Below are 24,984 nucleotides of genomic sequence, written 5' to 3'. Positions count from 1 at the left end.
TTACATCTCAATAGTTAGCCTTTAGGAACGTTCAAATGTGAAAATATTTAGAAATGTCAACATAATCAAACAGCAGGAAACTAAGAAAAGGACAATGGTAAGAAAAACTCGCACTTTCCTAAGATGTTTAAAATGGAAAGAAACATGATTGACACCCATTTTTAAATTCGTCAGTTTTATGCCTTTAAAAGCATAATTTGCCATAAAAATATTGGCAGGTTTTTCATTTACAAAAGCCTGCCAACTGGGATGAAAGGCATCAGCGTATATAAGCCATAGAGGTGTTGTAGGCTCTTTTTTTAGCTCAATATCGAGTTCTAATGAATTCAAGGAAAAATCAACAATCTTAACGTTAAGCAAATCATTTTGTAGATCGTTAATAGAATTAATATCCTCTAAAAATTCTCTTGGTTTGTTGTTACCATATTCATTAACAATAATGGCATTGGGATTGTCTAATTTTTGTAAAATTGTGGTGACATCATCATTATTAAACTCTTGTCTCAAGTTTTCAGAAGGAATACCAAACCTAATTTTAGAGGCAGTACATCCAATAGTGTTGTAAAACAAAGAATCATCATAAGTTGGAAAAAGTGTGCCATAATGACCTTGGCGATTTTCAGGTAACTTTCCTGTTTGTTTTTCTTGAAAAGAAAGTCTTAGTTTCATAAAATCATCAACAAATGTAGTCCAAAAATCTTGTCGATATATAGGAATGCAGGGGTCAGCATCAGCAAAAGTATATATAATTCCATAACGTGCAAATTCGGGTTTACTCGCTGCAATATCGCGAAATACTGATAACGAACGACTATTTTTTAATTGATTTATAGTTTCAAATCTTTTCATTTGGAGGTCATAATTTTCAACAACAAAAGATTTTACACTGTCAGGTGAATAACTATCACTGAAAATTAGATATGATAAATGCCAAGAAAATATATCGAGCAAATAAAGTATTAAGAAACTATAAATTAAAATTGACTTTATCTTTCTGCTACTTCTATGAAAAAAATACACATTAACAACAAGAAATAACAGCAGCAAAGCTATTGCAAATCCGTTCAAAAAGTAGGGATTTAGCGCATGAGATGGAAAGTTTAAAAAAAATGGATTATCCTCAAATAAAAAGTAGAGCGAAGATAGGAAGACAATAATGATAGAACAAGTTATAAGGGTTTTTTGGTTCTTTTTTCTTTTTTTAGTTGACAAACTCTCGAAGAAATGATCGATTCCTAATGATGCACAGAGTAAAAGGAATATTTTTGCTACGGGTACAAGAAGTCCAATATGGCGATAATAGCTCAAAAGTGGAAGATGATAAATTATTGGGGCTATGAGACCTTGACGGCCTAAGCCAACAGCTAGTATTGCAAGTAAACATATTAAAGAACTATAAAATATTGTATTTCTGACAAAAAGAACTGAGTATATCAAAAATACGATGGGGATCAACCCTACATAAATTACTGCTTCTGAGAAGCCTATGCCCCATATAAACTCTAAATACCTGAGTATAGAAGTGCTTCCTCCATAGGTTAAAAACTCGCTGAGTGGAACTTTCCTAGTGCTAGGATCTCGACCTACGGCTGTCAATACACTGAAGTTAAGAGCTTCCGAAGCAATAAATAAATAGCATAAAGCAAGAAGAAGTAGGATAACACAAAATAAAACAAACCAAGGCTTTAATAATCCTTTTAATCGTTTTTTTAAAAATGCTATATTGAGTTTTAGGTAGTTCCCTTTTAATAAAACAATTAATAAAAAAAGAAGGGGTATATAAATCAAAATAGGTGCTAAAAAGGCAGCATTGCCGAATAGAGATAAAATTAGGATTACTCCCGTCAGACCAAGGTACAAAAAATTAAAATTGTCTAAAAATTTTAAAATCAGAAAAAATACTAAAGGGAAAAAACTAAATAGTTTAAAATTAAAGAAAGGTTGTATATACAAAAAAGAACTCAAAAGAATTCCAGCACACATAAATATAATTGAAATTTTCTGATGCAACACTTTTTTCGATAACAAATAAGACCCTGTCAGGAGTTGAAGTTGTTCGAGGTAAACAGAAAATAAAAAGAGATAATACGTATTTTTAATGTGAAATACTTTACCTAAAAAGAAAGCAAAATACTGAAATGGAGAGAGGAATGTTAGTAAATAGTAGTCGCTGGGTAAACCATAAAAATTATAGGGTAGCCATGCTGGTAGCTCTCCATGCAACAAAAAATCTCTATAAAAAACATGAAATGATTGTAATGTAAGAAGACCGTCATGTAGGGGAATAGTTGAAGAAAGCCAATAGACTATATTCAAACAAATAAGAATTACGTTTAATCCAAGAAATGTATAATCAATTCTAAATTTTAACATGATGATGTTTTTCAAAATGTATTGCTTCGTATCAGACCAATGCGGGAACGTCCATAAGTTTCCCAGTTAAACTAAATGCCCTAATTTCTGTGATTTTTACACGCACGATCGCGCCTTTCAATTCCTCAATATTCCCTTCAAAAAACGTCAAACGATTGCCTCGGGTGCGTCCCATCACTTGAGAAGGGTGTTTGAGGTTGCGATCTTCCACTAAAACCTCCTCAATGCGTCCAGCATAGCGTTGAGTTCTTTCTACTGCTTTCACCTCCACCAAACGATTCAATCGTTGTAGGCGATCGCGCTTCTCTGCTTCCGAGACTTGATTCTCCCATAAAGCAGCAGGAGTACCGGGACGAGGAGAATAAGCTGCCGTATTTAACTGGTCGAAACCGATATCCTCCACCAATTTCAATGTATTTTCAAACTGTTCCTCCGTCTCTCCAGGAAATCCCACGATCGCATCGGCACTAATGGACGCATCCGGCATATAGTCCCGAATTTTAGCAATGATGCGGCGATACTTTTCGTGAGTATATCCCCGTGCCATCGCCTTCAGCAAGGCATTATCCCCCGATTGAAAGGGAATGTGAAAATGCTCGCACACCTTCGGTAACTCGTAACAAGCACGAATCAAACGTTCGGTAAAATAGCGGGGGTGACTGGTGGCAAAACGAAGGCGATCGATCCCCGGTACGTCATGGACGAAATAGAGCAAATCCGTGAGGGTATGCTGATTACGACCTGTTGGGGTACTGCCTGGCAAATCGCGTCCGTAAGCGTCGATATTCTGCCCCAATAGCGTGATTTCTTTGTATCCTTGTCGTCCTAACTCTTCCATCTCTGTACGGATCGCCTCGGGGGTGCGAGACTGTTCCACCCCGCGCACATTGGGGACGACGCAATAGGTGCAACGCTCATTGCAACCATAGATAACATTTACCAAAGCTGTAACATTACTATTTCTGCGGGGTTTCGTGATATCTTCGACAATGTGAATCGGTTCGGTAGCAACCACTTGATTGCCGGCAAAAACTTGCTCCAATAAATCCCCCAAACGGTTTGCGTGTTGAGGTCCCATAACTAAATCCAATTCTGGCACCCGTCGCAGCAGTTGTTCCCCTTCCTGTTGTGCCACGCACCCAGCTACAATTAGGGTTAAATCTGGCTGTTCGTGCTTGCGTTTTGCTTGTTTGCCTAAATAAGAATAAACTTTCTGTTCTGCATTATCCCGAATCGTGCAAGTATTGTAGAGAATTACATCAGCACCGTTGGGGTCTTCGCACCATTGTAGTCCCATCTCCTCGAAAACTCCGGCCATGCGTTCGGAGTCGGCTTTGTTCATCTGACAGCCAAAGGTGGTAATGTGATACTTGCGGGATGCGGCCATGGTTTTTGAGTGTTTTAGAAAAACCTTTTCAGTGTAGCATTTTTGCATATTTTTTTCAACGACAAGGGCGGGGTAAATCTGAAGAATTAATGGATTTCCCTGCTAATTCTGGAGCAATATCAACTCGCAGCCATCCGGTTTGCATTGCTGTTTTTTCTGTTTCTTGGGGTTTCTCTGATGCCTCGGGAGGTGCGGGAAGTTGAACTGCGCGATCGCCACTGTTAGCGCGATCGCCTTTAGGGAGACAAGTCTGCATTTTTAACCAAATTTCTCCCTCTTCCCCTTCTTTTTTACTAACAATTTTGAGAACTGTATCGGGTAAAACTTGTACAAAATCTAGGGTTTTTTCTGTCGAATTTATGGGAGAAGTTGGCAGTGCGATCGCTTCTTCTACTATAACTCCATCTCCAATATTTAAGCGCTGCCAATTGAGACTATTTGCCCCAGGAGAAGGGATGGAAACATCAGGAGAAGTTGGATTCGGCGTTGAATTTGTTGTTACTGTCGTATTGCCTAACAGTCGATTAGTTTGATAGCGAACTTCTGGAAATAAGGAATAAGATAAAACACCTAAACCTCCTAATAATGCTGAAAAAATTAAGATCGACCAGAGAAGAAGATGGGGGGAATTTTTCTGTTTCTTTTCTTCGACTTTAATGGTACTCTGCTCAGGAACAACTGAGGAGAGATTCTTCTGAATTTTCTCTTTATGCAGGGGAAAATTAATGATATTTCCGCCTTTGGTCGCACTGGGAGTAATCTGACAATGAATGAGGGCAACGGTAACATTATCGTGACCATTTTTTTCATTGGCAAGGTCGATTAGGCGATCGCAAACCGTCGCGATATCTTTTTCTCCGGTTAAAATCGGCACAATTTCCGATCGCCAATATTGTTCGACGCGATCGCGATCGCTTAAACCATCAGAACAAAGTAAAAATAAACAATTCTCATCCAGAACAACGCGATCGAGGGTAGGATATAAACGAGAAGAAGCATTCATCCCTAACGCTTGAATTAAAGCGCCGCTACTGGGAAAAGTGAGTGCATCTCGATACAAAGCATAGCCTAAGCGCACCTCCCGCGAGGCAATGTCATCATCTACCGTGACTTGATGGCAACTATTGCGAGTGAGCCAATAAATGCGGGAATCTCCAACATGAGTCAAAAACATTTGCTGGTTGCGTGCCGCAGCCATTACCACCGTCGTCCCCATGCGGCGTTTATCTTGACGGCGCTCTTTGTTGTTACGATCGCCGATGATATCGTTGGCATTGAGAACGGTATTTTCGAGAAATTGCGCGATCGCCGTCGGTCTGAGGGGCTTATCGCGAACAGCAAAAAGAGAACTTAATTGCCGACTAATCTCTTTTATTGCCAAGTGAGAAGCAACTTCGCCTCCATCATGTCCGCCAATTCCATCGCAGACAATCGCAAGCGGCCACTCTCCTTTATTCGAGTCAAATTCTTGCTTATCGGGAGGGTAACAATCATCCTCATTATGCGATCGCGCCTTTCCCGTGTCCGTGCGGGCGACAATCTGATAGCGACACTGGCGAGATTTTCCACATTGGGCGATCGCATAATCGAGAAGGGTGAGAAGGCGGGAAGATTCGGTAATTTCTTGGGCAATGGTGCGATCGCATAATTCTTGCAGAAACTTGCGAATGAGGGGAGATGCGTCTGTTACCCAGGATAGCCATAATTGTGCCAATTGAGGCAAGGTGACGGGTTCTAAATCTTGTCGTAGTTCTAACAGTTTGAGTACAGAATCTCGCGTTCTCAAGAGGGAAGGGGACAGTAAACTAGATGCAACGCCTTCTTCTTGTAGAGGTTGCCATAACTTAGCCATTTGCCACAACCAGTTTAACTGACGCAGAGCAGTAGACTGTCGCCAGAGGTCTTGTAAAGGGGTTAAAACCTGCCCGTTTTCGCATTGCTGGCGATCGAGGGGCGTTCCGTATTCTAACAACCAGGTTGCAGGTGAAGCAGTATCTTCGGGGAGGAGTCGCCCGTAAATTTGGGGAATGTGGAGACGTTGAGAAAATAACCTTAAATACGACAAAATTTCCTTGGGAGGTTCCTCCGGAAACTCGGGGAGAAGGGCGGGTTTTGTGTCGAGGACAATGCGCGGTTGCACGAGATGGTAGCGATCGCCGATGAGTTCCCCCAATTTATCGCTTTCGGGTTCTGCGCCGATCGTCCATAAATAGTGCCGAATGAGGGGCGTATTACAAGCAGAACAAAACTGATGGCGATCGGGATTGGCGGTTTGACAATCCGATTGAGAACAATGAAGAATAACCGCAGAATTGGCCATGATATTACGCGCTGATATTTCCAAACTGGGGAATGGTGTCTCCCTTGACTTCCCCACGGGTTAAAACCGCGTGGATTCTAAGCGGATGTTACGAGCGGGTTGAAACCGCACTCATAACGCTTTCGATATTTTTGAGATAGAGAATCCAGAAAATATCGATTTGGCAGAGTCAAAACTGCCCTACACGCCTTGGTTAGATCGAAACCTAACTGTGCGCTTACTTTTCTGATTATATTAGCTGAACCGTTACAATCAGCATTAATTAAACTGCCATTAGAAGAGCAATATAAGCCTCTTTTGATTCGCTTCCCTGATGCCTTCCACCTCTCGGGTTTTTCACCGTATTTTGGTAGAAAATCATCATCCAGAAACGATGCTTTCGAGGTATAACTCTCTTCTGTCTCGATAAAGTTAATTCCGTACTGCTGACAAAGTTGAGCAAGTCTCTCTTTGAGCTTGGCAGTGGGAATTTGCACAAACTTTTGATTGTTCTTTTTCCCGTCAATAATGAATGACTTTCCTGTATTAGATACGACCGTTATCCAATTATTTAATCCGGGGTCAATTCCCAAAACGTTGTTATTGGCTTTAATGGGTTTGACTTCAGGTTGTTTGTAGACAAACTCGATGTAAAAACATCCATTTCTAGGAAGGATTCGATACTCTTTGATTGTCTCAAACTCTAAATTCGAGGGCTTATGTAAAAGAAAATGGTCAATTCCAAACCAAGCTTTGACCTGATTTCCTAGAGTGAATTTTAAGTGATTATCAACCAATTTTACCCATCGAGAGGGATAGCTTACAACCGCCATTCCTCCTTTCTTTCTATAATTTGGTGGTTTGGGGTGAAAGTGTAATTTTTCCTCCTTGTACAGCTTCAATAACTCTTTATAGGAATCAAAAGATTCAATCACGCTATGCAATGTCTGTTGAGCGCAAGCCGACCGCATTGCTTTAAAGTGAATGTTACTTTTTAATTCTTTATCCAGTTCTCCTCTTGTTAGAAATTTTCCGGCCTTGAATAGCATTTGACGGCAATAGTAGATACCACAGTTGGTTAGCTTATTGGCTTCTGAACAAATGTATTCAAGAAATCCCATGACCTCTGGGGAATCTTTGATTAAGTGTTGTTGGCATCCATACATCTTGTATCACCTCCAGTAGATAGGATAGCATAATTATACGTTAAAAAATATATTGAGAATCAGAAGGGAAAATAATAATAACGATGGGTTAAAACCCGTCGCGTTCGACGACCCTTGATTAAAATCAAGGGCTAACTCTCACTCTTTATTTTTAGGTTTCGCGCAACCGTCGTCAGTGCAAATCTTGTGACCCAGTATTTTCCCAGTTTGTTCGCTTCCTAGTCTATCCTACAGACCGATAAAAGGTTTAACATGGCAAGAAGAAATTAAGCAGCAGCTTACCAAGGCGGGGTTTAAGATGGAGGAACGAGTCTCGCCCTATTTTAAGTGTATCTCATAATATTTTTAACTCAACTTGCTAGTTATTGATTCGATCCCCCCAGCCCCCCTTGATAAGGGGGGAGAATCCCAAAGTCCCCCTTTTTAAGGGGGATTTAGGGGGATCGAAACGTATCCTATTTGTAACTAGAAACTCGGGTTATTTTTAATACTTCTCTAAATATTTTTGCCACATTTTCTGATAAGATTTTTCCATTTCACGAGTAAATTTTTTGCCATTCCAAAGAGGAGATGTCTGGCGAGATTGCCGTAATTTCCAAGCTATATTCTGTCGCAATGTTGCATCTTTTCCTAAACGTATTCCCCACTCAATATACTCTTCATCACTCCAAGCAATTCCTTCTGTAATTCCAGCGTTCATCATCATAGAATAACTATTGCGTGCTGAAAATTGTTCGCCAACTCTCGTGACTAAAGGAACACCCATCCAAAGGGTTTCTAATGTTGTTGTTGCACCATTATAGGGATAAGTATCTAAAACTATATCCATTATGCTTAAATTAGCACGATGAATAGATTCTGTCTTATCAACATCCAAAAAACGCAAGCGATCGCCAGCAATTCCTTCTGCTTCTGCGAGAGACAAAAACATATTTTGCATAGCTTCCTTATCCAAAGTTCCTTTGATACAAAAATAACTTTTTGGGACTTCCTTAATGATTTTCAGTTGTAAGCGTATTGTTTCTAAATGGCGTTTATATCCTGTTTGAGTGCTGTAGTAGATGACAGCATCTTCCTCAATATCTAAATCATCGCGTCTTAAGGTTGGTACACCGACTTCAAATCCATCAACAGCAATGTAAGTCTGGGGTAAACGCCAGATTTTTTCTTGATAATACTCTTGAGCATAGTCGGGTAAAACGTAAGGATCGGCAATAAAATAATCAATTGTAGAAAGTCCCGACGCATCCCATCCCAACCAAGTTATTTGAATAGGAGCCGGTTTGAGAGATGCGATCGCAAAAGTAATATCGACTGTAATACTATCTAAATCTATTAATATATCAATTTTGTCCTCAGAGATTTTGTTGGCAATTTCCTCACTGGAACTAGATTTGTAAAATCCATCAGCTTGAGCAATATACCATTCTTCCAGAGGAGTACTAAAATCCGGATCGCCAATTAAATATTCATAGATGGCAAAATTTTCGCGATCGTGGTGCTGAATTAACCACCTTGCTAACCACCCGACAGAATGTTCTTTCAAACAGGCAGATAGATAACCTATTTTCAAGCGCTTAGATAGTTTCCCCTCTCGATCTTGTTGGTGTTTTTGACGATCTTGGTAAAGTTTTTTAATTAATTCTTCATATTGAACATGGGTGTTTTCTTGACAAACTTCTATAATTTTATTTTGAATAGTGCGATTTTCTCTGGGTAAATCTTGGAAGTAGGGAGCAAAAAAATAACTGTTGAATACGCGCAAAATCTGAAGCTGACTTAAATCTTGAGGACGTTGCGCGATCGCCTCTCGGATTAATTCTTGGTGCTTTTGGAAAAGATCGCGAGCTTCATGCCAATGCCCACCAGTATTCATTAAAGCTCTCAAAAGGGTAGAACTAGCAAAAATCTTATCTGCAAGAGACTCAACCAGCAAAACATACTCTCGAGCAACTTCGATCCCCTTTTCATGCTGCTGAGAATCTTGATATAGTCTTGCTAAATGATTCGTTGCCTCCGGATCTTTGGGGTACAATCTCAAGGCAAACTCTGCTAGTTTTGCTGCAATTTTGGGCTGTTGTTGAAAAAAACCAATTTTTATAGAAGATTCTAATAATAGATTGAAAAGGTTAAGCTGTTGGTTACTATTTTGAACTCTATTTAAAATAGCCTCCGCTAATTCCAAAAATGAGGAATGTAATGGAGTCGCGCCTAAAATTTGTTGTAGTAAAAATATGAGTCGATTGAATTGAATTTCTGCTGGGGATTTTTGTTGTAGGAGTTCAATAATATTAAACGCTTGAATCTCTTCACCGCTATAGTTGCCGAGTTGAATTGCCAGTTCTAAGAGACGTAAACCATTGTCGAGATCGGCGGGATCAACTTCCTGAATTTGGTTGCGAATTTCCCAAACCAACTGCTTATTTTTTTGTTGTTCCTGTTTCTGAGCAGCTTGGAGAAGAATTCCTTTCAACTCTTCAGTCCAGCTTTCAACTTGCTCTGAACTGCCCTCAAGCATCCTTAACAACCAAGTCGTCTGTGCCTCATCTGCTTTGCCTTGCAGTAATAACACCAGACCCAACTGCCAATAATAAACCGTTCCCTCTGGCTCTGCTAGAAGTGCTTGTTCGTAACACTCGGCGGCTCGAGCAAAATCTCCCACTTCGTAAGCATTTTCACCGCATTGACCCCAATCAACCTCAAGAGACATACAATAAAAAGTAACTTGAAGGAAAAACAAAGAGTGAGTAGGAAAAACTTGCTTATTACCCACTCACTCTGCCAACAGTAGGAAGCCGACTTCAATTAACGGCCAAGAGACTTCCAACTTTTGTAGGCACCTGTGGGGGGAGTTATTGCGGTTTTACCGGCATTGCCATCAGTTGCATCAGCATTACAGGCCACCTTTGCGAAATCAGCAGGGAGGGCAGGTGGCGGAGCTATTTGAGAGGCTACATCACCTGTACCACTCGCAGTGTTAGCAGTTGCAATACCTTGAGACTCACACACAAAACCGATAGCAGCCGCCTCTGTAACGCCGTCTTGAGTTATTTCGGCTGCACCAACGATCCCAACATAAGCCTTCAGAGCCCGAACATTAGGGCTGCCATTAGCTGCTACAGCGTTAAACTGATCTGCTACAGTCCCTCCTATTCCCTTGAGTACATAGGTATAATTCACGGTAGCAGTTTGGAGACCAAGACCAAGGCTGACCATACTTGTGGTCAAGAAACCCTTCTCAAGCATGAATGCTTGTTCGGCTCGAACGGTTGCGCCGACGTTTTGGCGTGCTTCAGCTTGCTTGCCTTTATTGGCTTGACTCAACAAGGAGGGAAGGGCGATCGCCGCCAAAATCCCGATAATGATGATAACAACCAGCAGTTCGATCAAGGTAAAACCTTCATCGTCTTGCTTATGCTTGTTCAGGTACTGTAGAAATTTTGTTTGAAATTCCGGTTTTAGATTCATGTTTAATGCTCTCCTAGTCATTGTTATAAGACTGTGCGTCCCGTCTTATGGATAACGTACCCACATTTTTCCTGTTTGCGATCGCCTCTCCCACAAATTTTTCTGTCACGATCGCCCTAAGAAGGCATACCCCAGGGCCTCTAATCCAGTTAGCGTATTTCGCAAAAGTTGGCTGCTTTCGGCGCGAGTTGTTGGTTCTAGGGTTTCTAAATTGACAGGTCTGAGGAGTTGCCACCGTTCCAGTAGAGTAGAAAAAGGTTGAGGAGACTCGAATAGGGGTGGAAAAAGACAAGAAGCGATGGTTATATCAAGGGAAACCTGCTGTCCTCCTGCAATAGGCACTTTTTGACTTAAGGGTAACAATTGCAAGGTCTGGCGAGCTTCTTCTAGAGCTTCCTGAATAGGTGGCATTTTGGCGATCGGATGTAAATCGACGATCGCCGTTTCCCAATCTTCATCACTCCACTCTTCTATTGACGTGGAAGGACAAGCGCGATCGGAGTGACCGCACCAAAAGTCCAAAAGGCGATAAGTGGGATGCAGCAATTCATACAAGTGTAATTTTTCCTCAAGGGTGGCTTCGGGCAAAGCCAATGCCCAAAATACGGGTAAATTATCAGGTTCTTTAAATAGCTTCTCGATATCCCACTGTCGCCAATTCGCCATGCTGATAAATTCTAGATTGGCTTCTCTCAAAAGAGAAAATAATTCGGGAGTTGTAAAGCCGCGATCGCCTTGCAATAGTTGATTGCTTAACAACTCTGCTTTCTGTTCTTTCTCTTCAAATTGTTTTGGCCATGTTTTATTTTTAAGATCGACCCAATCCTGTAACGATTTCATGGTTTCAACTACAGTTTCTATTGCCATTTCTTCTGGATTTTCATCCATCAATCCCATCGTCGCAAATAGTTTTTGGGCGCGAAAGAAATTCATGCGCTGATATTTACTGTGCAAGTTGCTGCGAATAATTCCATCAGGCTTTAAAACAGCTTTCATTGCTTGCAAAGCTCGCGCAGGTTCAGGAATTAAATACAACACTTCATCGCAATTAATATAGTCAAACTCCAAACCCAAGCTCGGCAGATCGTAGAGGGAAAGCACAAAAAATTCTACATTCTTAAAATCATAATGTGCCAAACGCTTGCGAGCAAGTTCAATAGATTGCTCAGATAGATCGACTCCAACAATTTTTGCCCCAGGGTTAGCATAAGCTAATGCCAATGACTTATAACCCGTACCGCACCCCGCATCTAAAATTAATTTTCCGGTAGAGTCAATGAGTTGGCGATTTCTGAAGTAGTATGAGGTTGCTAAACTGTGAGTATATAGCACGCCCAAATTATCTTGAGGAGATTTATCCAAGGGAACTTGAGGATAAGGACCAAAATCAAATTGTTGGCGAATTTTATCAATAATTTCTGGGTCTTTTTCTAGCATAAGTCAATCACCCTTACGATTTTTGAGTCTTTTTCAAGATTCCCACTTTTTGGGAACAAATTAAATCTCTTGCTCATTTCCCAGCCAAAAAAGCTATATCCCATCATCAAGGCACAGTCATTATGAGTTTGCCTAAAAGAATAAAGAGCGAGTTGTTTCCTGTTCCCCTTTATTTTTGGGCATTTCGTAAAATCTGTAACATCTATCCCAAACAAGGAATTGTAAAGTACACCATACCCTCCGATTGCTTATTCTTGATGCCGCCGAAATTTTTCTATCCTCAAGATAGGAGATTTACTCGGTGGCTTCATTTCATGGGTTTCGCGATCGCGCCAGAACCCAGCTTATATAAAGAATTCCCAAGATTAGTCGCATCCGAGACACTTCCCAGAAAAAATCTCGCTACAATAAGGGAAGCAAGGCATTTAGCGATCGGTTACTTGTGTTTTTACTTGTGTTTTTGCCTGCGACAACAAATCAAAAAATCAAAGTTCAAAAATCTTTATGGAATCTAGTAATACGCCTGTTGAAACGGCTTCAGAACCTCCCCCTCAAGGATGGGCGGGTGTCTTAGGGATGGCGATCGCCATTTTAACCTTGGTTATTCCCACTTTTGCGATCGCTTATTACTCATCTCCGAGTCCGCAGGATGCTTTATTATTACCAACTCCAGAAAAAACCACAGAAAAAACTACAGACTTATCCCCAGAGCAAGTCTATCCTCGAGTCTATCCTTCTCAACGCCTCGCGATGAAACGTTCTAAACTTTATTCTTCGCCGCAAAAATAACGCAGAGTCCCAATTGCTGGTATTATTTTCGAGGCAACGGCGATCGCGTCAGATTGTCCGTTGTTTGTATCAGCTAATGTGTTCTTTGCCTAGAGTAAGTTTATGGATTTATCACGGATTTCCCCTCAACCCGAGCCAGGTACAATCAATGTTCTCATTGAAATTCCAGCAGGCAGCAAAAATAAATACGAATTTGACAAAGATTTGAATGCTTTCGCCCTCGATCGCGTACTGTACTCTTCCGTACAATATCCCTACGATTACGGCTTTATCCCCAATACCCTCGCCGATGACGGCGATCCCCTCGATGGTATGGTACTCATCGATCAGCCTACCTTCCCTGGTTGCGTAATTCCCGCTCGTCCCATTGGGATGCTAGAAATGATCGATGGTGGCGATCGCGACGAAAAAATTATCTGCGTTCCCGTCAAAGATCCGCGCTATTCTCAAGTCAAGTCCTTAGAAAACGTCGCTCAACATCGTCTTGACGAAATTGCCGAGTTTTTCCGCTCCTACAAAAACCTCGAAAACAAAACCACCGAAATCTTAGGGTGGAAAAATGTTGCCGATGTCTTAACTCTAGTTGAGCGTTGCATTAAAGCCGCTTCATGAATATCTCGTTAAATCGTGGAGAATATTGCTGTCTGGGTCAGAAAACAATTCAAACATGATTCATACAACAATCTGTAATTTAGCCACAGTTGCGCTTAGTGTGATTTAACTCACAAGTCAAGTTTTCCCGATCGCGTTAGTATGTATGAAATTCGGGCTAAAATTTCCTGAATGCGCTGAGGGTGCCAGTAGAGGTAAAATGGAATGCAAGTCTAAATCATGGTCATATAAGCGGTTATACGAGTATATACACCATCAGAAGTTCTGGAGTTCTACTCACTCTTCTGTTATTTGACTTCTCTTGTTTGACTTCGGGCGAACACCGTCTACCAATTTTCTCAAATCTTTTTTCTGAATCAATTTTCTGAAGGAGAAACAAAAGAGTTGAGAAACTGGAAAGAAAGGATATACTTTACGATAGCTGCTAAACCAAGGCTTAAACCAATCTAATATTTATGCCACCAGATACCCAGCCAGCAGCCGTTAACTTAGCAATGCCGAACACTGATGTCCAGGAGGAAAGCCTTGCTGTGAGCTTTGATGTGCAGTTTTGGGGCGTTAGAGATCAAATCGCGACTCCAGGGAAAAATACCATTCGCTATGGTGGGAATACCTCCTGTGTGGAAATGCGCGTAGGAAAACAGAGCCTCATCTTTGATGGTGGCACGGGATTGCGGATTTTGGGGAATCATCTCCTCAGTAGAATGCCGATAGAGTCTCATATCTTCTTTACCCATTGTCATTGGGATAGAATTCAAGGTTTTCCTTTTTTTGTTCCTGCTTTTATTCCCATCAATCACTTTCACATTTATGGTGCGACAGCTTCTAATGGCTCGTCTTTTCAACAACGTCTGAGCAAGCAAATGCTCGGTCCAAATTTTCCGGTTCCCATTCAAGTCATGCAGTCTAAATTGGACTTTTATGATTTAGAAATTGAGGAAAAACAGTGTGTTGGCAATGATATTATCATTGAAAATATGCTTCTCAATCATCATCATCGTTCGGTTGGGTATCGTGTCGCTTGTCTGAACAAATCAGTTGTTTATGCAATGAGTTCGGACTATTCTTTAGAAACCAATAGTCCCAATGCTGAAAAATTATTAAAATTAGCGGATAAAGCAGACCTGCTCATCTTAGCATCTCCCAGAACTGTTTATAGAGGAGAGAAAGAGGTTGAACAAATCAGTCCAGAATTTGATAAAACGTGGAAATTTTGTATTTCCCTGGCTAAGGAAGCGAGTGTCAAGGAGGTGATGATCTCCTTACACAATCCCGATCATTCCGATGACTATCTCGATCGCATTGACAAACAACTCAAGGAAATTTTTCCGAAAGCCTCTCTAGCTAGTGAAGGAATGGTTGTTTCAATATAAATTTTTAAGGAATTTTTTTAGCGTTACCAAAGCTGGATAATCAATCTCATGAGCCATTGCGAATTCACAATATTCAATTGTTACGCCTTGTTTGCTTAATATTTCTTTAACTTCGCGAGCCGCTTGTACGGGAACAACAGGATCGCGATCGCCATGTACGATTAAAGTAGGTGGCGATGTTTTTTTGCCTTGAGGTGGAGCGTGTAAATAGCCGCTAAAACTACATAATCCCGCAAAAGGCAACTCAAACCCTACATCTAAGGTCATTGCTGCACCTTGAGAAAACCCAAATAATACAGTGCGATCGAAAGGTATTCCCGTTTCTTCGGGTAGCGATCGCAGCCATTCCAATAATAATTGCCGACTTTCAGTTAAGCCTTCGCGTTCTTCTCTTTCCAAAGCATACCATGCCCGACCTCCCGGAATTTGAAAATGAGGAAAAGGAGCATTGGGAAACAGAAATTGATAGTCGGGGAGATCGAGTAAGTCAACTAAACCCGTCAGATCGTTAAAATTAGCACCCCAACCATGCAGCATCACCAAGAGTCGATTGGGTTTTTGACCATTGCGAGGAAGGATAGACTGGCTTTCTAAAGACATGGGAGTTGGGAGAATGGGAGATTAATAAACTAACCCGAGTTGCTAGTTACAAATAGGATACGTTTCGATCCCCCTAAATCCCCCTTAAAAAGGGGGACTTCCGGATTCTCCCTCCTTAAAAAGGGGGACTTCCGGATTCTCCCCCCTTATTAAGGGGGGCTGGGGGGGATCAAATTGATAACTAGCAAGTTGAGTTAAACTATTTTAATTGTTTGCCAAACAGTGCATATTGTCGAATGGGTTTCGTGTAGTAGCGACTAATATTGTAGGAAGGATTGGCTTGATTCATTAGGGCATGAATGACTTGTTTATACCCTAATTGGGAGGCGATCGCATGGCACTTTTCCACCAAAATGCTCCCCAGTCCAGCATAATTTTTTTGGGGAAGGATGGCAACTGTTTTGAGAATAACAGTTTCGATCGCCTGTCCCCGTTGTGATTCTAAGGCATCGGGAAGCGCGAATAAGAAGCCTATCGGTTTGTTTTGGTCTTCCTCAGCAATGACAATAAGTTCGGACTGAATATAGGGCAAAATTGGGCGATAGAGGGAGATAAATTCGGTTTTGGAGATGGGTTGATAGAGGAAATTTTGGCGAAATGCGGCGATCGCAATTTTATAAATTTTTTCCAGTTCTGTTTCTACGTTTTCTCGATCTAACGAACGAATGGTTATGCCGCGATCGCCTAAGCGTTTTTGAACGGGAATTAAACGGCGATCGGCAATTTTTAAATCCGTACAAAGGGCAGAATAGTAATGAGCAATGGGGAAAAAATCTTGTTCTAAAAAGACTTGATATAAGTAATTTGGAGTATTGGGTTCGAGAAAAAAAGGCGGATAATTTTCCCCTTTTGTCACTAGGCGATAATTATGCCATGTATTGCCATCAATGGGGGCGATCGCAAAAGTACATCCTTGCTCTCGTAACTGTTGACAAGCACTTTGAAGTAAAACTGTAGCAGACTCGGTATTATTGCTAGAAAAATTGCCAATATATCCCGTAGAATGTCCCTGATAGGCGATCGTATTTTGCCACCAAATCTTCAACGAATTATTATCCATTCTCAAGGCTCAATTCTGCTGTGAGAAAATCAATAAATTGTCTGGCAGTGCGTCCAGAACGTCCATTATGACGGGTTGCCCATTGTTTGGCACGAAACTCCAAATCTTCTGTTTCGAGGTTAATATTAGCTTCTAGAGCTAAATGATGAATGATTTCTAAATAGGTATCTTGATTGGCAGGTTCAAAAGTTAAAGTCAAGCCAAAGCGATCGCTAAAAGATAATTTTTCTTGCATTGTATCCCAAGAATGAACCTCATCGCTATCCCTGGGACGAGGGCGATCTTCAAAGAATTCGCGAATTAAATGACGGCGGTTAGAAGTAGCATAAACTAAAACATTATTTGCTTTTGCTGTTACACTTCCTTCTAGGACAACCTTCAGGGATTTAAACGCCTCATCATCTTCTTCAAAGGAGAGATCGTCTACAAAAATAATAAATTTTTGACTAATATTTCGCAATTGTTCTAAAATTGCTGATAAATCGTACAATTCTGACTTACTCACTTCAATTAATCGTAGCCCGCGATCGCCAAATTTTCCCAATAATCCTTTCACTAAAGATGATTTTCCCGAGCCGCGACTGCCATACAGCAAGACGTGCAAAGCGGGATAACCTGCTAATAAGAATTCTGTATTTTTAATTAATATTGCTTTTTGTGTCTCGTAGCCAACAATTTCTGTGAGTTGGATAGGATCGGCATGGGAAATTCCCTTTAATTGTCCTTCTTGCCAGCGTAAAGCACGATAGCGAGAAAAAATTCCTGTTCCATTTTGACCATAATGTTCTGCTAATTGCGGTAATACTTCGCTCCAATTGTTATGCTGATGAAGGAAATGCGATCGCGTTCCTTCGATATACCAAACAACGGGTAATTCTTGCATTTTACAGGTTGCTCGCACCCACTTGCTCAACTGTTCTTCGCTACAACAATAGAGAGAATTTAAGGCTTGTAGATCGTATTGAACTGCTGCAATTAATGCAGGGGGTAAGGCATCAAGGGAAATCTGTTGAACTTGTCGGCTAAAGGGATTATCATCCCATAAAATTTGCTGAATAAGGTAATCTTGCCAGTTTTTTCCTGTCTCTGCTAAAGTTTTAAACCAACTTCCATAAGCCTGCAAACAATGAACGGAATTGCCTTCCTTGAGTGCAGAAAGAAGGGATATAAATGCCCGTCCAACATTGTTGTCAAGAACATTTTGATAGAGAAGTAACGAGGCTGCTTGTTGTTGGAGAAAATTGATCGAAGGATTGGACATAGTTGATAGTTGATAGTTGAGAGTTGATAGTTGATAGCGGGGAAAAGATAAAAGATAGTTGATAGTTGGGAGCGATCGCTTATAATCAATAGAAGTAAGACTTGACTTAAGTTAAGGAGCGAGACACTCCTACTGTATTCTAGCGCTATGGTCGTGCGGACATCCTGCCTGCTAATGCGTAATACCAAATCCAGTTACCGCAGACTATCATCATTCGAGCGCCTGAAATATTGTAGGGACGTTGCATGCAACGTCCCTACGGAAGAGATGAGAATACATCCTCAGCAAAGCGGATTTGGTATAAGTTCTATGAAAGAAAAATTCGGGTTTTGAAATCATGCGATCGCCACTGCCTGGAATGAATCCTTATTTGGAACAACCTCTGTTTTGGTCGGCGTTTCACAGTCGGCTAATTGTGGCGATCGCCGACGCGATCGCCCCTCAAATTCGTCCTCAATATTACGTCGAAATCGAAACCCGTACCTATTTCAGTACAGAAGAAAACGAGGTACTGGTTGGCATTCCCGATGCACTGGTATTTTCCTCTCAATCCTCAATCTCAACTGATTTAACCTCAATTGATAACAACGCGATCGCCACGACTGCGACAAAAACCCAACCCCAACAAGTGACGGTGCCAATGCCCAAAGAAATTAAGGAAAGATATCTCGAAATTAGAGAAGTTGCAACTGGTGAAGTAGTCACAGTTATTGAAGTGCTTTCCCCTAAAAACAAGCAAGCTGGTGTAGGAAGACATAAATACGAAGAAAAACGTTTAACAATTTTGGCAAGTCTAACCCATTTAGTTGAAATCGATCTCTTGCGGGGAGGGAGAGCTATGAGCCTAGGTGGAAATATTTCCAAAACCCACTACCATATTCTCGTATCTCCCAGCGAAAAACGCCCCCAAGCTATGTTATACGGGTTTTCAATGCGAGAACCGATTCCCAGTTTTCCCCTCCCTCTCAAAGGAAATAATCTTGCTCCTATGGTGGAAATGCAGTCCATTTTTGAGGGCATTTACGAACGAGCAGGTTACGATCTCAGAATTGACTACACGCAACCCCCACCTCCTCCTGTATTATCTGAAAGCGATCGCATTTGGTGGCAAAAATGCGTGCAATCAAACTAATCCATTACCGATGACCTGATATCGGGATATACTTTTGCAAGAAGGAAATGCTCGATCGCGCCATTTTTTGCTATTTTCCTTGGAATCACCCTGCGATCGCGATAAACTCGAACAATATGACCAGTCCGGAATCTTCTCGTCAATCAGATATCGCTCGCTCTCTAGCTCTGCTCGATCGCTATGGGTTCGATACAAAAGGCTATATGAGTACGGAATTAGTGGCTCGTTGGCTGGAAAAATACGAGCCTCACTGGATTCGTCTGGCCGCGATCGAAGCCCTCTATCAGGGTCGCTACAAGGTCATTTCCGTTGAACAAATCCTCACCCTCTGGCATCGTCGCGGCCAGCCAACACCCCATTTTAACAGCGATTTTGAGCGTCTAATTTCTCGCAAATTACCGGATTATTTCCCCACTTATCCTCAACTGGAATATTTGGAAGAAAATGCGATCGCCCCAAGGCCAGAAAAGCCATTCCGTCCCATTGAACCCTTTGGTCTATTTTCCAGGATCGAATTACGAAAAAGTGCAGGTATTCGCAGTTGGCAAGTTAATCGCGAAACTGTGCCGGATAAGATCAAACGTTTTAGCGAACCCCCTTCCTTATCTTCTCCTCTACAAATTATCCCCCCAGCACTAGCGGTTATTCGCGCTCATGCGGGGTTAAGTCGCATTTTTTCCATTCTCGAGTCCGGTCTATTTATCGTCCCTCAATTAGCTCTTCCTCCCGTCCTTTCCGCAGAAATGGAGTTGTTGAGCGAGGAAGAACTCCCAGAAAAGGAGTGGGTTTTTGAAATTGGCGAACCCGAGCAATTATCAGACCTAGAGTTATCAGCAAGAGAAGTTGAAGAGCGCGATCGCCTTAAAATGTCTCTGGAAGAATCCTATCACCAGACAGCCAATCTTTCTCTAGATGAGTTAGAAAATCTGGAATTATTAGACGAATTAGAAAAAATTGAGATCGAGAAACCAAAAGTTCAGAAAGAAAAAAAATACACTCAAGACGCTCAAATCTCAGAAATCAAAAAAACGAGTAAAAAAGCAAAATCTCCGGTTTTGCCCAATCCCAATCTAGAAAAGCTCTATTTTTTCCGGAGCAATATTATCACTTTTACGCCCAATAAAACTAATAGTTATTTTTTCAATAAACTGAAACGATTTACCCCCATCTCCTCTAACGCGATCGCAAATCCCGAGCTAGACTTAAATCTCTGGGACTAAAAAGGAGTTGCATCTAGACCTCATGCACGTTTATTTAATTCGCCACGGTATAGCAGGCGATCGCGCCAAATATCCCCATGATGCCGATCGCCCTCTCACGGATATCGGATCTAAAAAAATGAAAAAGGTTGCCAAACGCTTATTCGATCTCGATATCCGTTTTGATGTTATCCTCACCAGCCCTTTAGTGAGAGCCATGGAAACTGCAAAAATCCTCCAAGAAATCAGATTATCTAAAAAACTGGAAACCTTTGAGCCTCTTTCCCCCGACGGGGATATCAATATTTGGGTCAATTGGTATACCCTCAATAAAAGTTGTAATAGTGTTGCCCTGGTAGGACATCAGCCCGATCTGGGCAATTGGGCGGAAATTTTGACTTGGGGGAAAACTCAAGAAAAATTAATTGTTAAAAAAGCAGGGGTGATTGGGGTGAAAATTTCAGAAAACGGCACACCTATTGGCAATAGTGAGATTTTTTTACTGAGTTCGCCGAAATGGTTAGTTTAAATTGTGCGACAATTATTAAGATTTGTAAATTATTGTAATGAATTATTATTGATGAATGACCAGATTCAAAGACTTTGGTATCAAAAAGCATCATTATAGTTTTTACTTTTAGTTTAAATTATTAGTAAGTTTTTTGCGATTTATTGGTAGAGATTATGACAGTTTGCGAGTATATTCCGGGTTTAGAAAATATCCCCGCCGCGCGATCGAGCATTAGTTATGTAGATGGAAAGCAGGGAATCCTCGAATATCGCGGCATTCGCATCGAAGAGTTGGCACAGAACAGCACCTCCCTCGAAACGGCCTATCTTTTGATTTGGGGTCGTCTGCCCTCAAAAGAGGAACTCGCGGCCTTTGAAGTGGATATTTACAACCATCGTCGCATCAAATACCGCATTCGCGACATGATGAAGTGCTTCCCAGAAACCGGACACCCGATGGATGCCTTGCAAACATCTGCCGCCGCTTTGGGGCTATTTTATGCCCGTCGCACTCTCAACGATCCCTCTTATATTTGGGAAGCTGTGGTGCGCTTGATGGCGAAAATCCCCACGATGGTCGCCGCATTTAAGTTGATGCGGAAAGGGAACGATCCTATCCAACCCCGAGACGATCTCGACTATGCGACCAATTTCCTCTATATGCTCACGGAGCAAGTTCCCGATCCCATCGCCGCGCGAATTTTTGATGTCTGTTTGATTCTTCATGCGGAACATACCATTAATGCGTCTACTTTTTCGGCGATGGTGACATCTTCGACGCTTACGGATCCTTATGCGGTGGTTGCGTCGGCGGTGGGAACCTTGGCAGGTCCCCTACATGGGGGCGCAAATGAAGAGGTGATCGAGATGTTAAACGAGATTGGTTCTATCGAGAATGTCCGCGCTTATGTTGAAGATTGTGTCACCAACAAGAAAAAAATTATGGGCTTCGGACACCGAGTCTATAAAGTCAAAGACCCTCGGGCAACAATTTTGCAAACTTTAGCAGAACGTTTGTTCGAGCAGCGCGGTCGCGATCGCATTTACGATATTGCGGTGGAATTGGAAAAGGTCGTGGAGGAAAAATTGGGAAACAAGGGCATTTATGCCAATGTAGATTTTTATTCAGGTTTGGTTTACCGCAAATTGGGCATTCCTGCGGATCTATTTACACCCATCTTCGCGATCGCTCGGGTGGCTGGCTGGTTGGCTCACTGGCGAGAGCAAATTAACGAAAATCGGATTTTTCGCCCCACGCAAATTTACCAAGGGGAACATAATATCCCTTATATTCCTCTGGGAGATCGGGTGCATCGCGATCCTCTGATCTCAGTTCCCGGCAATCAATAAGCAATAATGGGGAATAGGTAGGCTTCTCTCGACATTTCTGTTAAAATATTTTAAGATTTCTCATAATTGAGGGAGGATACGAAAAATGGGTATTGATTGGCGGATTGTTGTGGTACTTGCTCCCATCCTTATTGCCGCAGGATGGGCAGGTTTCAATATTTTGGCCGTTGCTTTGGGTCAAGTTCAATCGTTCTTGAATAAAGAAGGTTAAACTCTCATACATTTGTTCTAATCGCGACACGATTTCCGTGCCGCGATTTTTTGTTGTCATGTTTGTTGTCATGAGGACTGAAACAGCTAGGGAATGAGACGATCTAGCAACCAATTTTCTAAATCCTCGATACGATTAAAATCCAAGAAATCTTCTCCTAAAGTTTCCAAATTTTCAATTGATAAGTCTTCAATCTTGCTACTAATTTCCCCAGGAATCTCTCCAAAACGCTTTTTAAGTTGACGCAAGATTAAGGCGATCGCCTCTTGAAAACGTCCTTCCTGTCGCCCTTCCTGTCGCCCTTCCTGTCGCCCTTCTTGTTGAGCGTAAGTAATTTTTCCTTTTTCATCTTGTAACATCATCCCACGACGATCTACAATTTCAAACTCTTCTACTGTCATATTTGCCTGACTCGCTAAATTTAACGCCAGTTCTATCTCTGATACTTCTCCTAAACTTGCGGGGATACTCTCCAAACTTGTTGCTTCCTTGAGGAAATAAATCCATTTATCTGTTAAATCTTCTAATTCTGAGAGAGTTTTCTTAAACTTTGGTAACTCAACAAAGATTAACTGTAATTCTTCATCGGGATAGGCAAATTTTTTCGTTTTCTCTTGAAAGATAAATCGGCTAATTGTCTCCTCTGTGTTTTCAAACAGATCGAAATCTGTAATGGTTACAGCAATGGCTGGATTGAGAAGGGGATAGTAATCTCCCTTTATCAATTGGTTAGCGTAGCCTTTGGCCAGGTTGTAAATAACTCTTTTACTAAAAGCTGTCATCCGCGCTACTTGCATTTCAATGACAACGATAGAACCGTCAGCCAAAACAGCTTTGACATCTAAATAAGTGTCTTTTAAGGTCATGACTTGACCTGGATTATAGGGATTAACAATCGTTAAAGATTGAATCACTTTCTCTCCCTTATAAATAATCGCATTGAGAAAGCTGATTAAGATATCTTGGCTTTGTTCTGAGCCAAATATTTTCTTAAAGGCATAATCAATTTTAGGGCTGATAAATCTCATTTTTTTGTCTACTCCGCTAATACTTTCAGAGCAATTTCCACATTCTTTCGTACTGATTTTGCTGAAGCGTGTAATTCAGCTAATTCTCGATCGTGTAGTTGTAGTTCAATAATTTTTTCAATTCCTTTGTTGCCTAAGCGACAGGGAACCCCAATAAAAACATCTTTTAAGCCGTACTCTCCTTGTAAATAGGCGGCGGCGGGTAATAAATTCGAGCGATCGCGCAAAATCGCGCCGATCATCTGACAAGCAGCAGAAGCAGGGGCAAAATAGGCCCCTCCCTTCTTAAATAATTGTACTAATTCTGCACCACCGTTACGAGTTCTCTCCATTAGCCGCGCGATCGCCTCGGCATCGAGTAATTCCCTTAAAGGCACCCCTCGCACCGTACAATAGCGAGGTAAGGGAAGCATTAAATCTCCATGGCCGCCCAGAACCATCGTACTCACATCGGCGATCGCGACCCCCAATTCCATCGCAATAAAGGTTTGCAGCCTAGCCGCATCTAACACCCCTGCCATGCCCATGACCCGTTCTGACGGCAATTGCGTCGCGTGCCATGCTACATAGGTCATCACATCCAAAGGATTAGTGACCACAATTAAGAGGGCATTGGGAGAATAAGCGATCGCTTTTTGGGCAGCCTCGGCCACGATTTTGGCATTCATGCCGATCAAGTCATCTCGATTCATTCCGGGTTGACGGGGAAATCCTGCCGTGATGACCACAATATCCGCATTAGCTGTTTCGACATAATCGTTAGTGCCGACAATCTGGCGATCGTGTACTTCAAGTCCCTTTGCTTGTAATAAATCTAACGCTATTCCTTGAGGAAGCCCTTCAACGACATCCAGTAACACCACATTGGCTAAATTTTTCTCGAGAATGCGTTGGGCGAGGGTTGAACCGACTTTTCCTGCACCGATGACGCAAACGCGAGGGGATACAGAAGGTTGAGGGGATAGAGAAGAAGTCATAAAGGCAAAGGAAAAGAAAGAGAAAGAATGAAAGGGGGAGATCGCGATCGGCAATTAATCAGCCAGTTCTAATTGATCCAATTTGAACCAAATACTCGGGGTGGGGACATAGAACTTGACAAAAGCATAATCGCCGTCGATATCCACAATCTCCCCTTTACTGTCAAAAAGATAGGGAGGAAAACGAGAATCGCTGGCTGTTGCTTCCAGGCTATTTTCCAACTGTTCTCGAATGATACGGACTAAAGCGCCTTTTTTAATTTTTGCTGCCATAATCAAAAGTTAACGGGTTTTTAGGGGGTATTTTCGACATCTTCTCATTTTGGCACAGTTTTTTACTGGAATTGTCAGCATTGCTTAAAAATTGATAACGAGAAAGTTTCCTCGTTTTCTATCTCAGTAGAGGCGATCGCCAAACCGGGTTACAACTTGTTATCTAACTTGTTATTATCTAACTGGTTCTCTATTCGTCTGTCTAGCGGGTAACGGGTTTACCATTTAAAGGGATGCTGGGTTCGCGATCGCATAAACTAATATGCGCGTGCCAACGCGAAGGAAAATCTGGATCGATGAAAGTAATTGCAAATCTTCCCCAATGATAGGTCGGTTTACCATTTGCGCCTTCTCTATCTTAAATGTCAAAAGAGGACTCCCGTTAGAGCCGACAGGCTTAACGGCGAGATGAATTTTGACCCGCCAATAAAACCGACCCAAGGGAGTCAGTTTAATTGAAATTGTGCTAGGCTGAAAAA

At 41.7% G+C, this 24,984-nt stretch carries 22 protein-coding genes; 8 read left to right on the top strand and 14 right to left on the bottom strand.

Annotated features, from left to right (window positions below):
* Positions 1-21: 21 nt before the first annotated feature.
* The 7 genes from VB714_RS22510 to VB714_RS22480 form a co-directional block, all read right to left on the bottom strand.
* Positions 22-2,373 (bottom strand): hypothetical protein, encoded by a 2,352-nt coding sequence (locus VB714_RS22510; RefSeq protein ID WP_323226961.1) that lies wholly within the window; start codon positions 2,371-2,373, stop codon positions 22-24.
* 31 nt (positions 2,374-2,404) lie between these two features.
* Entirely contained in the window at positions 2,405-3,760 is a 1,356-nt protein-coding gene (gene miaB / locus VB714_RS22505) for a tRNA (N6-isopentenyl adenosine(37)-C2)-methylthiotransferase MiaB (protein ID WP_323226959.1), read from the bottom strand.
* Positions 3,761-3,815: 55 nt separating this feature from the next.
* On the bottom strand, positions 3,816-6,137 hold the full coding sequence (locus VB714_RS22500; RefSeq protein ID WP_323226957.1) for a PP2C family serine/threonine-protein phosphatase: 2,322 nt from the start codon (positions 6,135-6,137) through the stop codon (positions 3,816-3,818).
* 20 nt (positions 6,138-6,157) lie between these two features.
* On the bottom strand, positions 6,158-7,225 hold the full coding sequence (locus VB714_RS22495; RefSeq protein WP_323226956.1) for a transposase: 1,068 nt from the start codon (positions 7,223-7,225) through the stop codon (positions 6,158-6,160).
* A gap of 484 nt (positions 7,226-7,709) precedes the next feature.
* Complete coding sequence (locus VB714_RS22490) at positions 7,710-9,935, bottom strand: tetratricopeptide repeat protein (RefSeq protein WP_323226954.1); 2,226 nt, start codon at positions 9,933-9,935, stop codon at positions 7,710-7,712.
* 95 nt (positions 9,936-10,030) lie between these two features.
* The gene (locus tag VB714_RS22485; RefSeq protein ID WP_323226952.1) at positions 10,031-10,693 is read right to left on the bottom strand and encodes a type IV pilin-like G/H family protein; all 663 of its coding nucleotides are present in this window, start codon (positions 10,691-10,693) and stop codon (positions 10,031-10,033) included.
* A 105-nt stretch (positions 10,694-10,798) separates the two neighbouring features.
* Positions 10,799-12,130, bottom strand: a complete 1,332-nt coding sequence (locus tag VB714_RS22480; RefSeq protein ID WP_323226949.1) for a class I SAM-dependent methyltransferase — start codon at positions 12,128-12,130, stop codon at positions 10,799-10,801.
* Between the two features lie 504 nt (positions 12,131-12,634).
* On the opposite strand from VB714_RS22480, the gene VB714_RS22475 reads away from it, so the two are divergent.
* From VB714_RS22475 to VB714_RS22465, 3 genes are all read left to right on the top strand, one after another.
* Positions 12,635-12,919 (top strand): hypothetical protein, encoded by a 285-nt coding sequence (locus VB714_RS22475; protein WP_323226947.1) that lies wholly within the window; start codon positions 12,635-12,637, stop codon positions 12,917-12,919.
* Between the two features lie 102 nt (positions 12,920-13,021).
* Positions 13,022-13,531, top strand: a complete 510-nt coding sequence (locus VB714_RS22470; RefSeq protein WP_323226946.1) for an inorganic diphosphatase — start codon at positions 13,022-13,024, stop codon at positions 13,529-13,531.
* Positions 13,532-13,986: 455 nt separating this feature from the next.
* Positions 13,987-14,904, top strand: coding sequence for an MBL fold metallo-hydrolase (locus tag VB714_RS22465; RefSeq protein ID WP_323226945.1), 918 nt, complete (start codon positions 13,987-13,989; stop codon positions 14,902-14,904).
* Here VB714_RS22465 and VB714_RS22460 read toward each other — a convergent pair.
* The 3 genes from VB714_RS22460 to VB714_RS22450 all read right to left on the bottom strand — a co-directional run bounded on the left by VB714_RS22460 (position 14,896) and on the right by VB714_RS22450 (position 17,825).
* Positions 14,896-15,504 (bottom strand): alpha/beta hydrolase, encoded by a 609-nt coding sequence (locus tag VB714_RS22460; RefSeq protein ID WP_323226944.1) that lies wholly within the window; start codon positions 15,502-15,504, stop codon positions 14,896-14,898. The genes VB714_RS22465 and VB714_RS22460 overlap by 9 nt on opposite strands.
* A 199-nt stretch (positions 15,505-15,703) precedes the next feature.
* Complete coding sequence (locus VB714_RS22455) at positions 15,704-16,564, bottom strand: hypothetical protein (protein ID WP_323226943.1); 861 nt, start codon at positions 16,562-16,564, stop codon at positions 15,704-15,706.
* Entirely contained in the window at positions 16,557-17,825 is a 1,269-nt protein-coding gene (locus VB714_RS22450) for an ATP-binding protein (RefSeq protein WP_323226942.1), read from the bottom strand. Before VB714_RS22450 ends, VB714_RS22455 begins: the two co-directional genes overlap by 8 nt.
* Before the next feature lie 337 nt (positions 17,826-18,162).
* On the opposite strand from VB714_RS22450, the gene VB714_RS22445 reads away from it, so the two are divergent.
* From VB714_RS22445 to VB714_RS22425, 5 genes are all read left to right on the top strand, one after another.
* Positions 18,163-18,957: a DUF4058 family protein gene (locus VB714_RS22445; RefSeq protein ID WP_323226941.1), complete on the top strand. Its 795-nt coding sequence runs from the start codon at positions 18,163-18,165 to the stop codon at positions 18,955-18,957.
* A 47-nt stretch (positions 18,958-19,004) separates the two neighbouring features.
* Entirely contained in the window at positions 19,005-20,177 is a 1,173-nt protein-coding gene (locus tag VB714_RS22440) for a hypothetical protein (RefSeq protein ID WP_323226940.1), read from the top strand.
* Positions 20,178-20,199: 22 nt separating this feature from the next.
* A complete protein-coding gene (sixA, locus tag VB714_RS22435) occupies positions 20,200-20,685 on the top strand; it encodes a phosphohistidine phosphatase SixA (protein WP_323226939.1) in 486 nt (161 codons plus the stop codon).
* Between the two features lie 155 nt (positions 20,686-20,840).
* Positions 20,841-22,016, top strand: coding sequence for a citrate synthase (locus tag VB714_RS22430; protein ID WP_323226937.1), 1,176 nt, complete (start codon positions 20,841-20,843; stop codon positions 22,014-22,016).
* A 91-nt stretch (positions 22,017-22,107) separates the two neighbouring features.
* Positions 22,108-22,227 carry a photosystem II protein Y gene (locus VB714_RS22425; RefSeq protein WP_323226971.1) on the top strand — a complete coding sequence of 40 codons (120 nt, stop codon included), beginning with the start codon at positions 22,108-22,110 and terminating at the stop codon, positions 22,225-22,227.
* A gap of 86 nt (positions 22,228-22,313) precedes the next feature.
* Here the strand turns inward: VB714_RS22425 and VB714_RS22420 are convergent, their stop codons facing one another.
* The 4 genes from VB714_RS22420 to VB714_RS22405 all read right to left on the bottom strand — a co-directional run.
* A complete protein-coding gene (locus tag VB714_RS22420; RefSeq protein WP_323226935.1) occupies positions 22,314-23,255 on the bottom strand; it encodes an Rpn family recombination-promoting nuclease/putative transposase in 942 nt (313 codons plus the stop codon).
* An 8-nt stretch (positions 23,256-23,263) separates the two neighbouring features.
* On the bottom strand, positions 23,264-24,232 hold the full coding sequence (mdh, locus tag VB714_RS22415; protein WP_323226933.1) for a malate dehydrogenase: 969 nt from the start codon (positions 24,230-24,232) through the stop codon (positions 23,264-23,266).
* Between the two features lie 54 nt (positions 24,233-24,286).
* Entirely contained in the window at positions 24,287-24,505 is a 219-nt protein-coding gene (locus tag VB714_RS22410; RefSeq protein WP_204105791.1) for an NAD(P)H-quinone oxidoreductase subunit O, read from the bottom strand.
* 225 nt (positions 24,506-24,730) lie between these two features.
* The coding region (locus VB714_RS22405; RefSeq protein ID WP_323226931.1) for a hypothetical protein at positions 24,731-24,984 on the bottom strand (254 nt) is incomplete at its 5' end.

Origin of the sequence: Spirulina sp. 06S082 (assembly GCF_034932145.1) — a bacterium.
GTDB lineage: Bacteria > Cyanobacteriota > Cyanobacteriia > Cyanobacteriales > Spirulinaceae > CCY15215.
The sequence above is the reverse complement of the archived record's forward strand: the minus strand, read 5'-3'. Positions and strand labels throughout refer to the sequence as shown.

Bases quoted from the DNA above. Each gene is read 5' to 3' on its own strand.
- VB714_RS22510 (WP_323226961.1), bottom strand. From the start codon at position 2,373: ATGTTAAAATTTAGAATTGATTATACATTTCTTGGATTAAACGTAATT.
- miaB (WP_323226959.1), bottom strand. From the start codon at position 3,760: ATGGCCGCATCCCGCAAGTATCACATTACCACCTTTGGCTGTCAGATG.
- VB714_RS22495 (WP_323226956.1), bottom strand. From the start codon at position 7,225: ATGTATGGATGCCAACAACACTTAATCAAAGATTCCCCAGAGGTCATG.
- VB714_RS22490 (WP_323226954.1), bottom strand. From the start codon at position 9,935: ATGTCTCTTGAGGTTGATTGGGGTCAATGCGGTGAAAATGCTTACGAA.
- VB714_RS22485 (WP_323226952.1), bottom strand. From the start codon at position 10,693: ATGAATCTAAAACCGGAATTTCAAACAAAATTTCTACAGTACCTGAAC.
- VB714_RS22480 (WP_323226949.1), bottom strand. From the start codon at position 12,130: ATGCTAGAAAAAGACCCAGAAATTATTGATAAAATTCGCCAACAATTT.
- VB714_RS22475 (WP_323226947.1), top strand. From the start codon at position 12,635: ATGGAATCTAGTAATACGCCTGTTGAAACGGCTTCAGAACCTCCCCCT.
- VB714_RS22470 (WP_323226946.1), top strand. From the start codon at position 13,022: ATGGATTTATCACGGATTTCCCCTCAACCCGAGCCAGGTACAATCAAT.
- VB714_RS22465 (WP_323226945.1), top strand. From the start codon at position 13,987: ATGCCACCAGATACCCAGCCAGCAGCCGTTAACTTAGCAATGCCGAAC.
- VB714_RS22460 (WP_323226944.1), bottom strand. From the start codon at position 15,504: ATGTCTTTAGAAAGCCAGTCTATCCTTCCTCGCAATGGTCAAAAACCC.
- VB714_RS22455 (WP_323226943.1), bottom strand. From the start codon at position 16,564: ATGGATAATAATTCGTTGAAGATTTGGTGGCAAAATACGATCGCCTAT.
- VB714_RS22450 (WP_323226942.1), bottom strand. From the start codon at position 17,825: ATGTCCAATCCTTCGATCAATTTTCTCCAACAACAAGCAGCCTCGTTA.
- VB714_RS22445 (WP_323226941.1), top strand. From the start codon at position 18,163: ATGCGATCGCCACTGCCTGGAATGAATCCTTATTTGGAACAACCTCTG.
- VB714_RS22440 (WP_323226940.1), top strand. From the start codon at position 19,005: ATGCTCGATCGCGCCATTTTTTGCTATTTTCCTTGGAATCACCCTGCG.
- sixA (WP_323226939.1), top strand. From the start codon at position 20,200: ATGCACGTTTATTTAATTCGCCACGGTATAGCAGGCGATCGCGCCAAA.
- VB714_RS22430 (WP_323226937.1), top strand. From the start codon at position 20,841: ATGACAGTTTGCGAGTATATTCCGGGTTTAGAAAATATCCCCGCCGCG.
- VB714_RS22420 (WP_323226935.1), bottom strand. From the start codon at position 23,255: ATGAGATTTATCAGCCCTAAAATTGATTATGCCTTTAAGAAAATATTT.
- mdh (WP_323226933.1), bottom strand. From the start codon at position 24,232: ATGACTTCTTCTCTATCCCCTCAACCTTCTGTATCCCCTCGCGTTTGC.
- VB714_RS22410 (WP_204105791.1), bottom strand. From the start codon at position 24,505: ATGGCAGCAAAAATTAAAAAAGGCGCTTTAGTCCGTATCATTCGAGAA.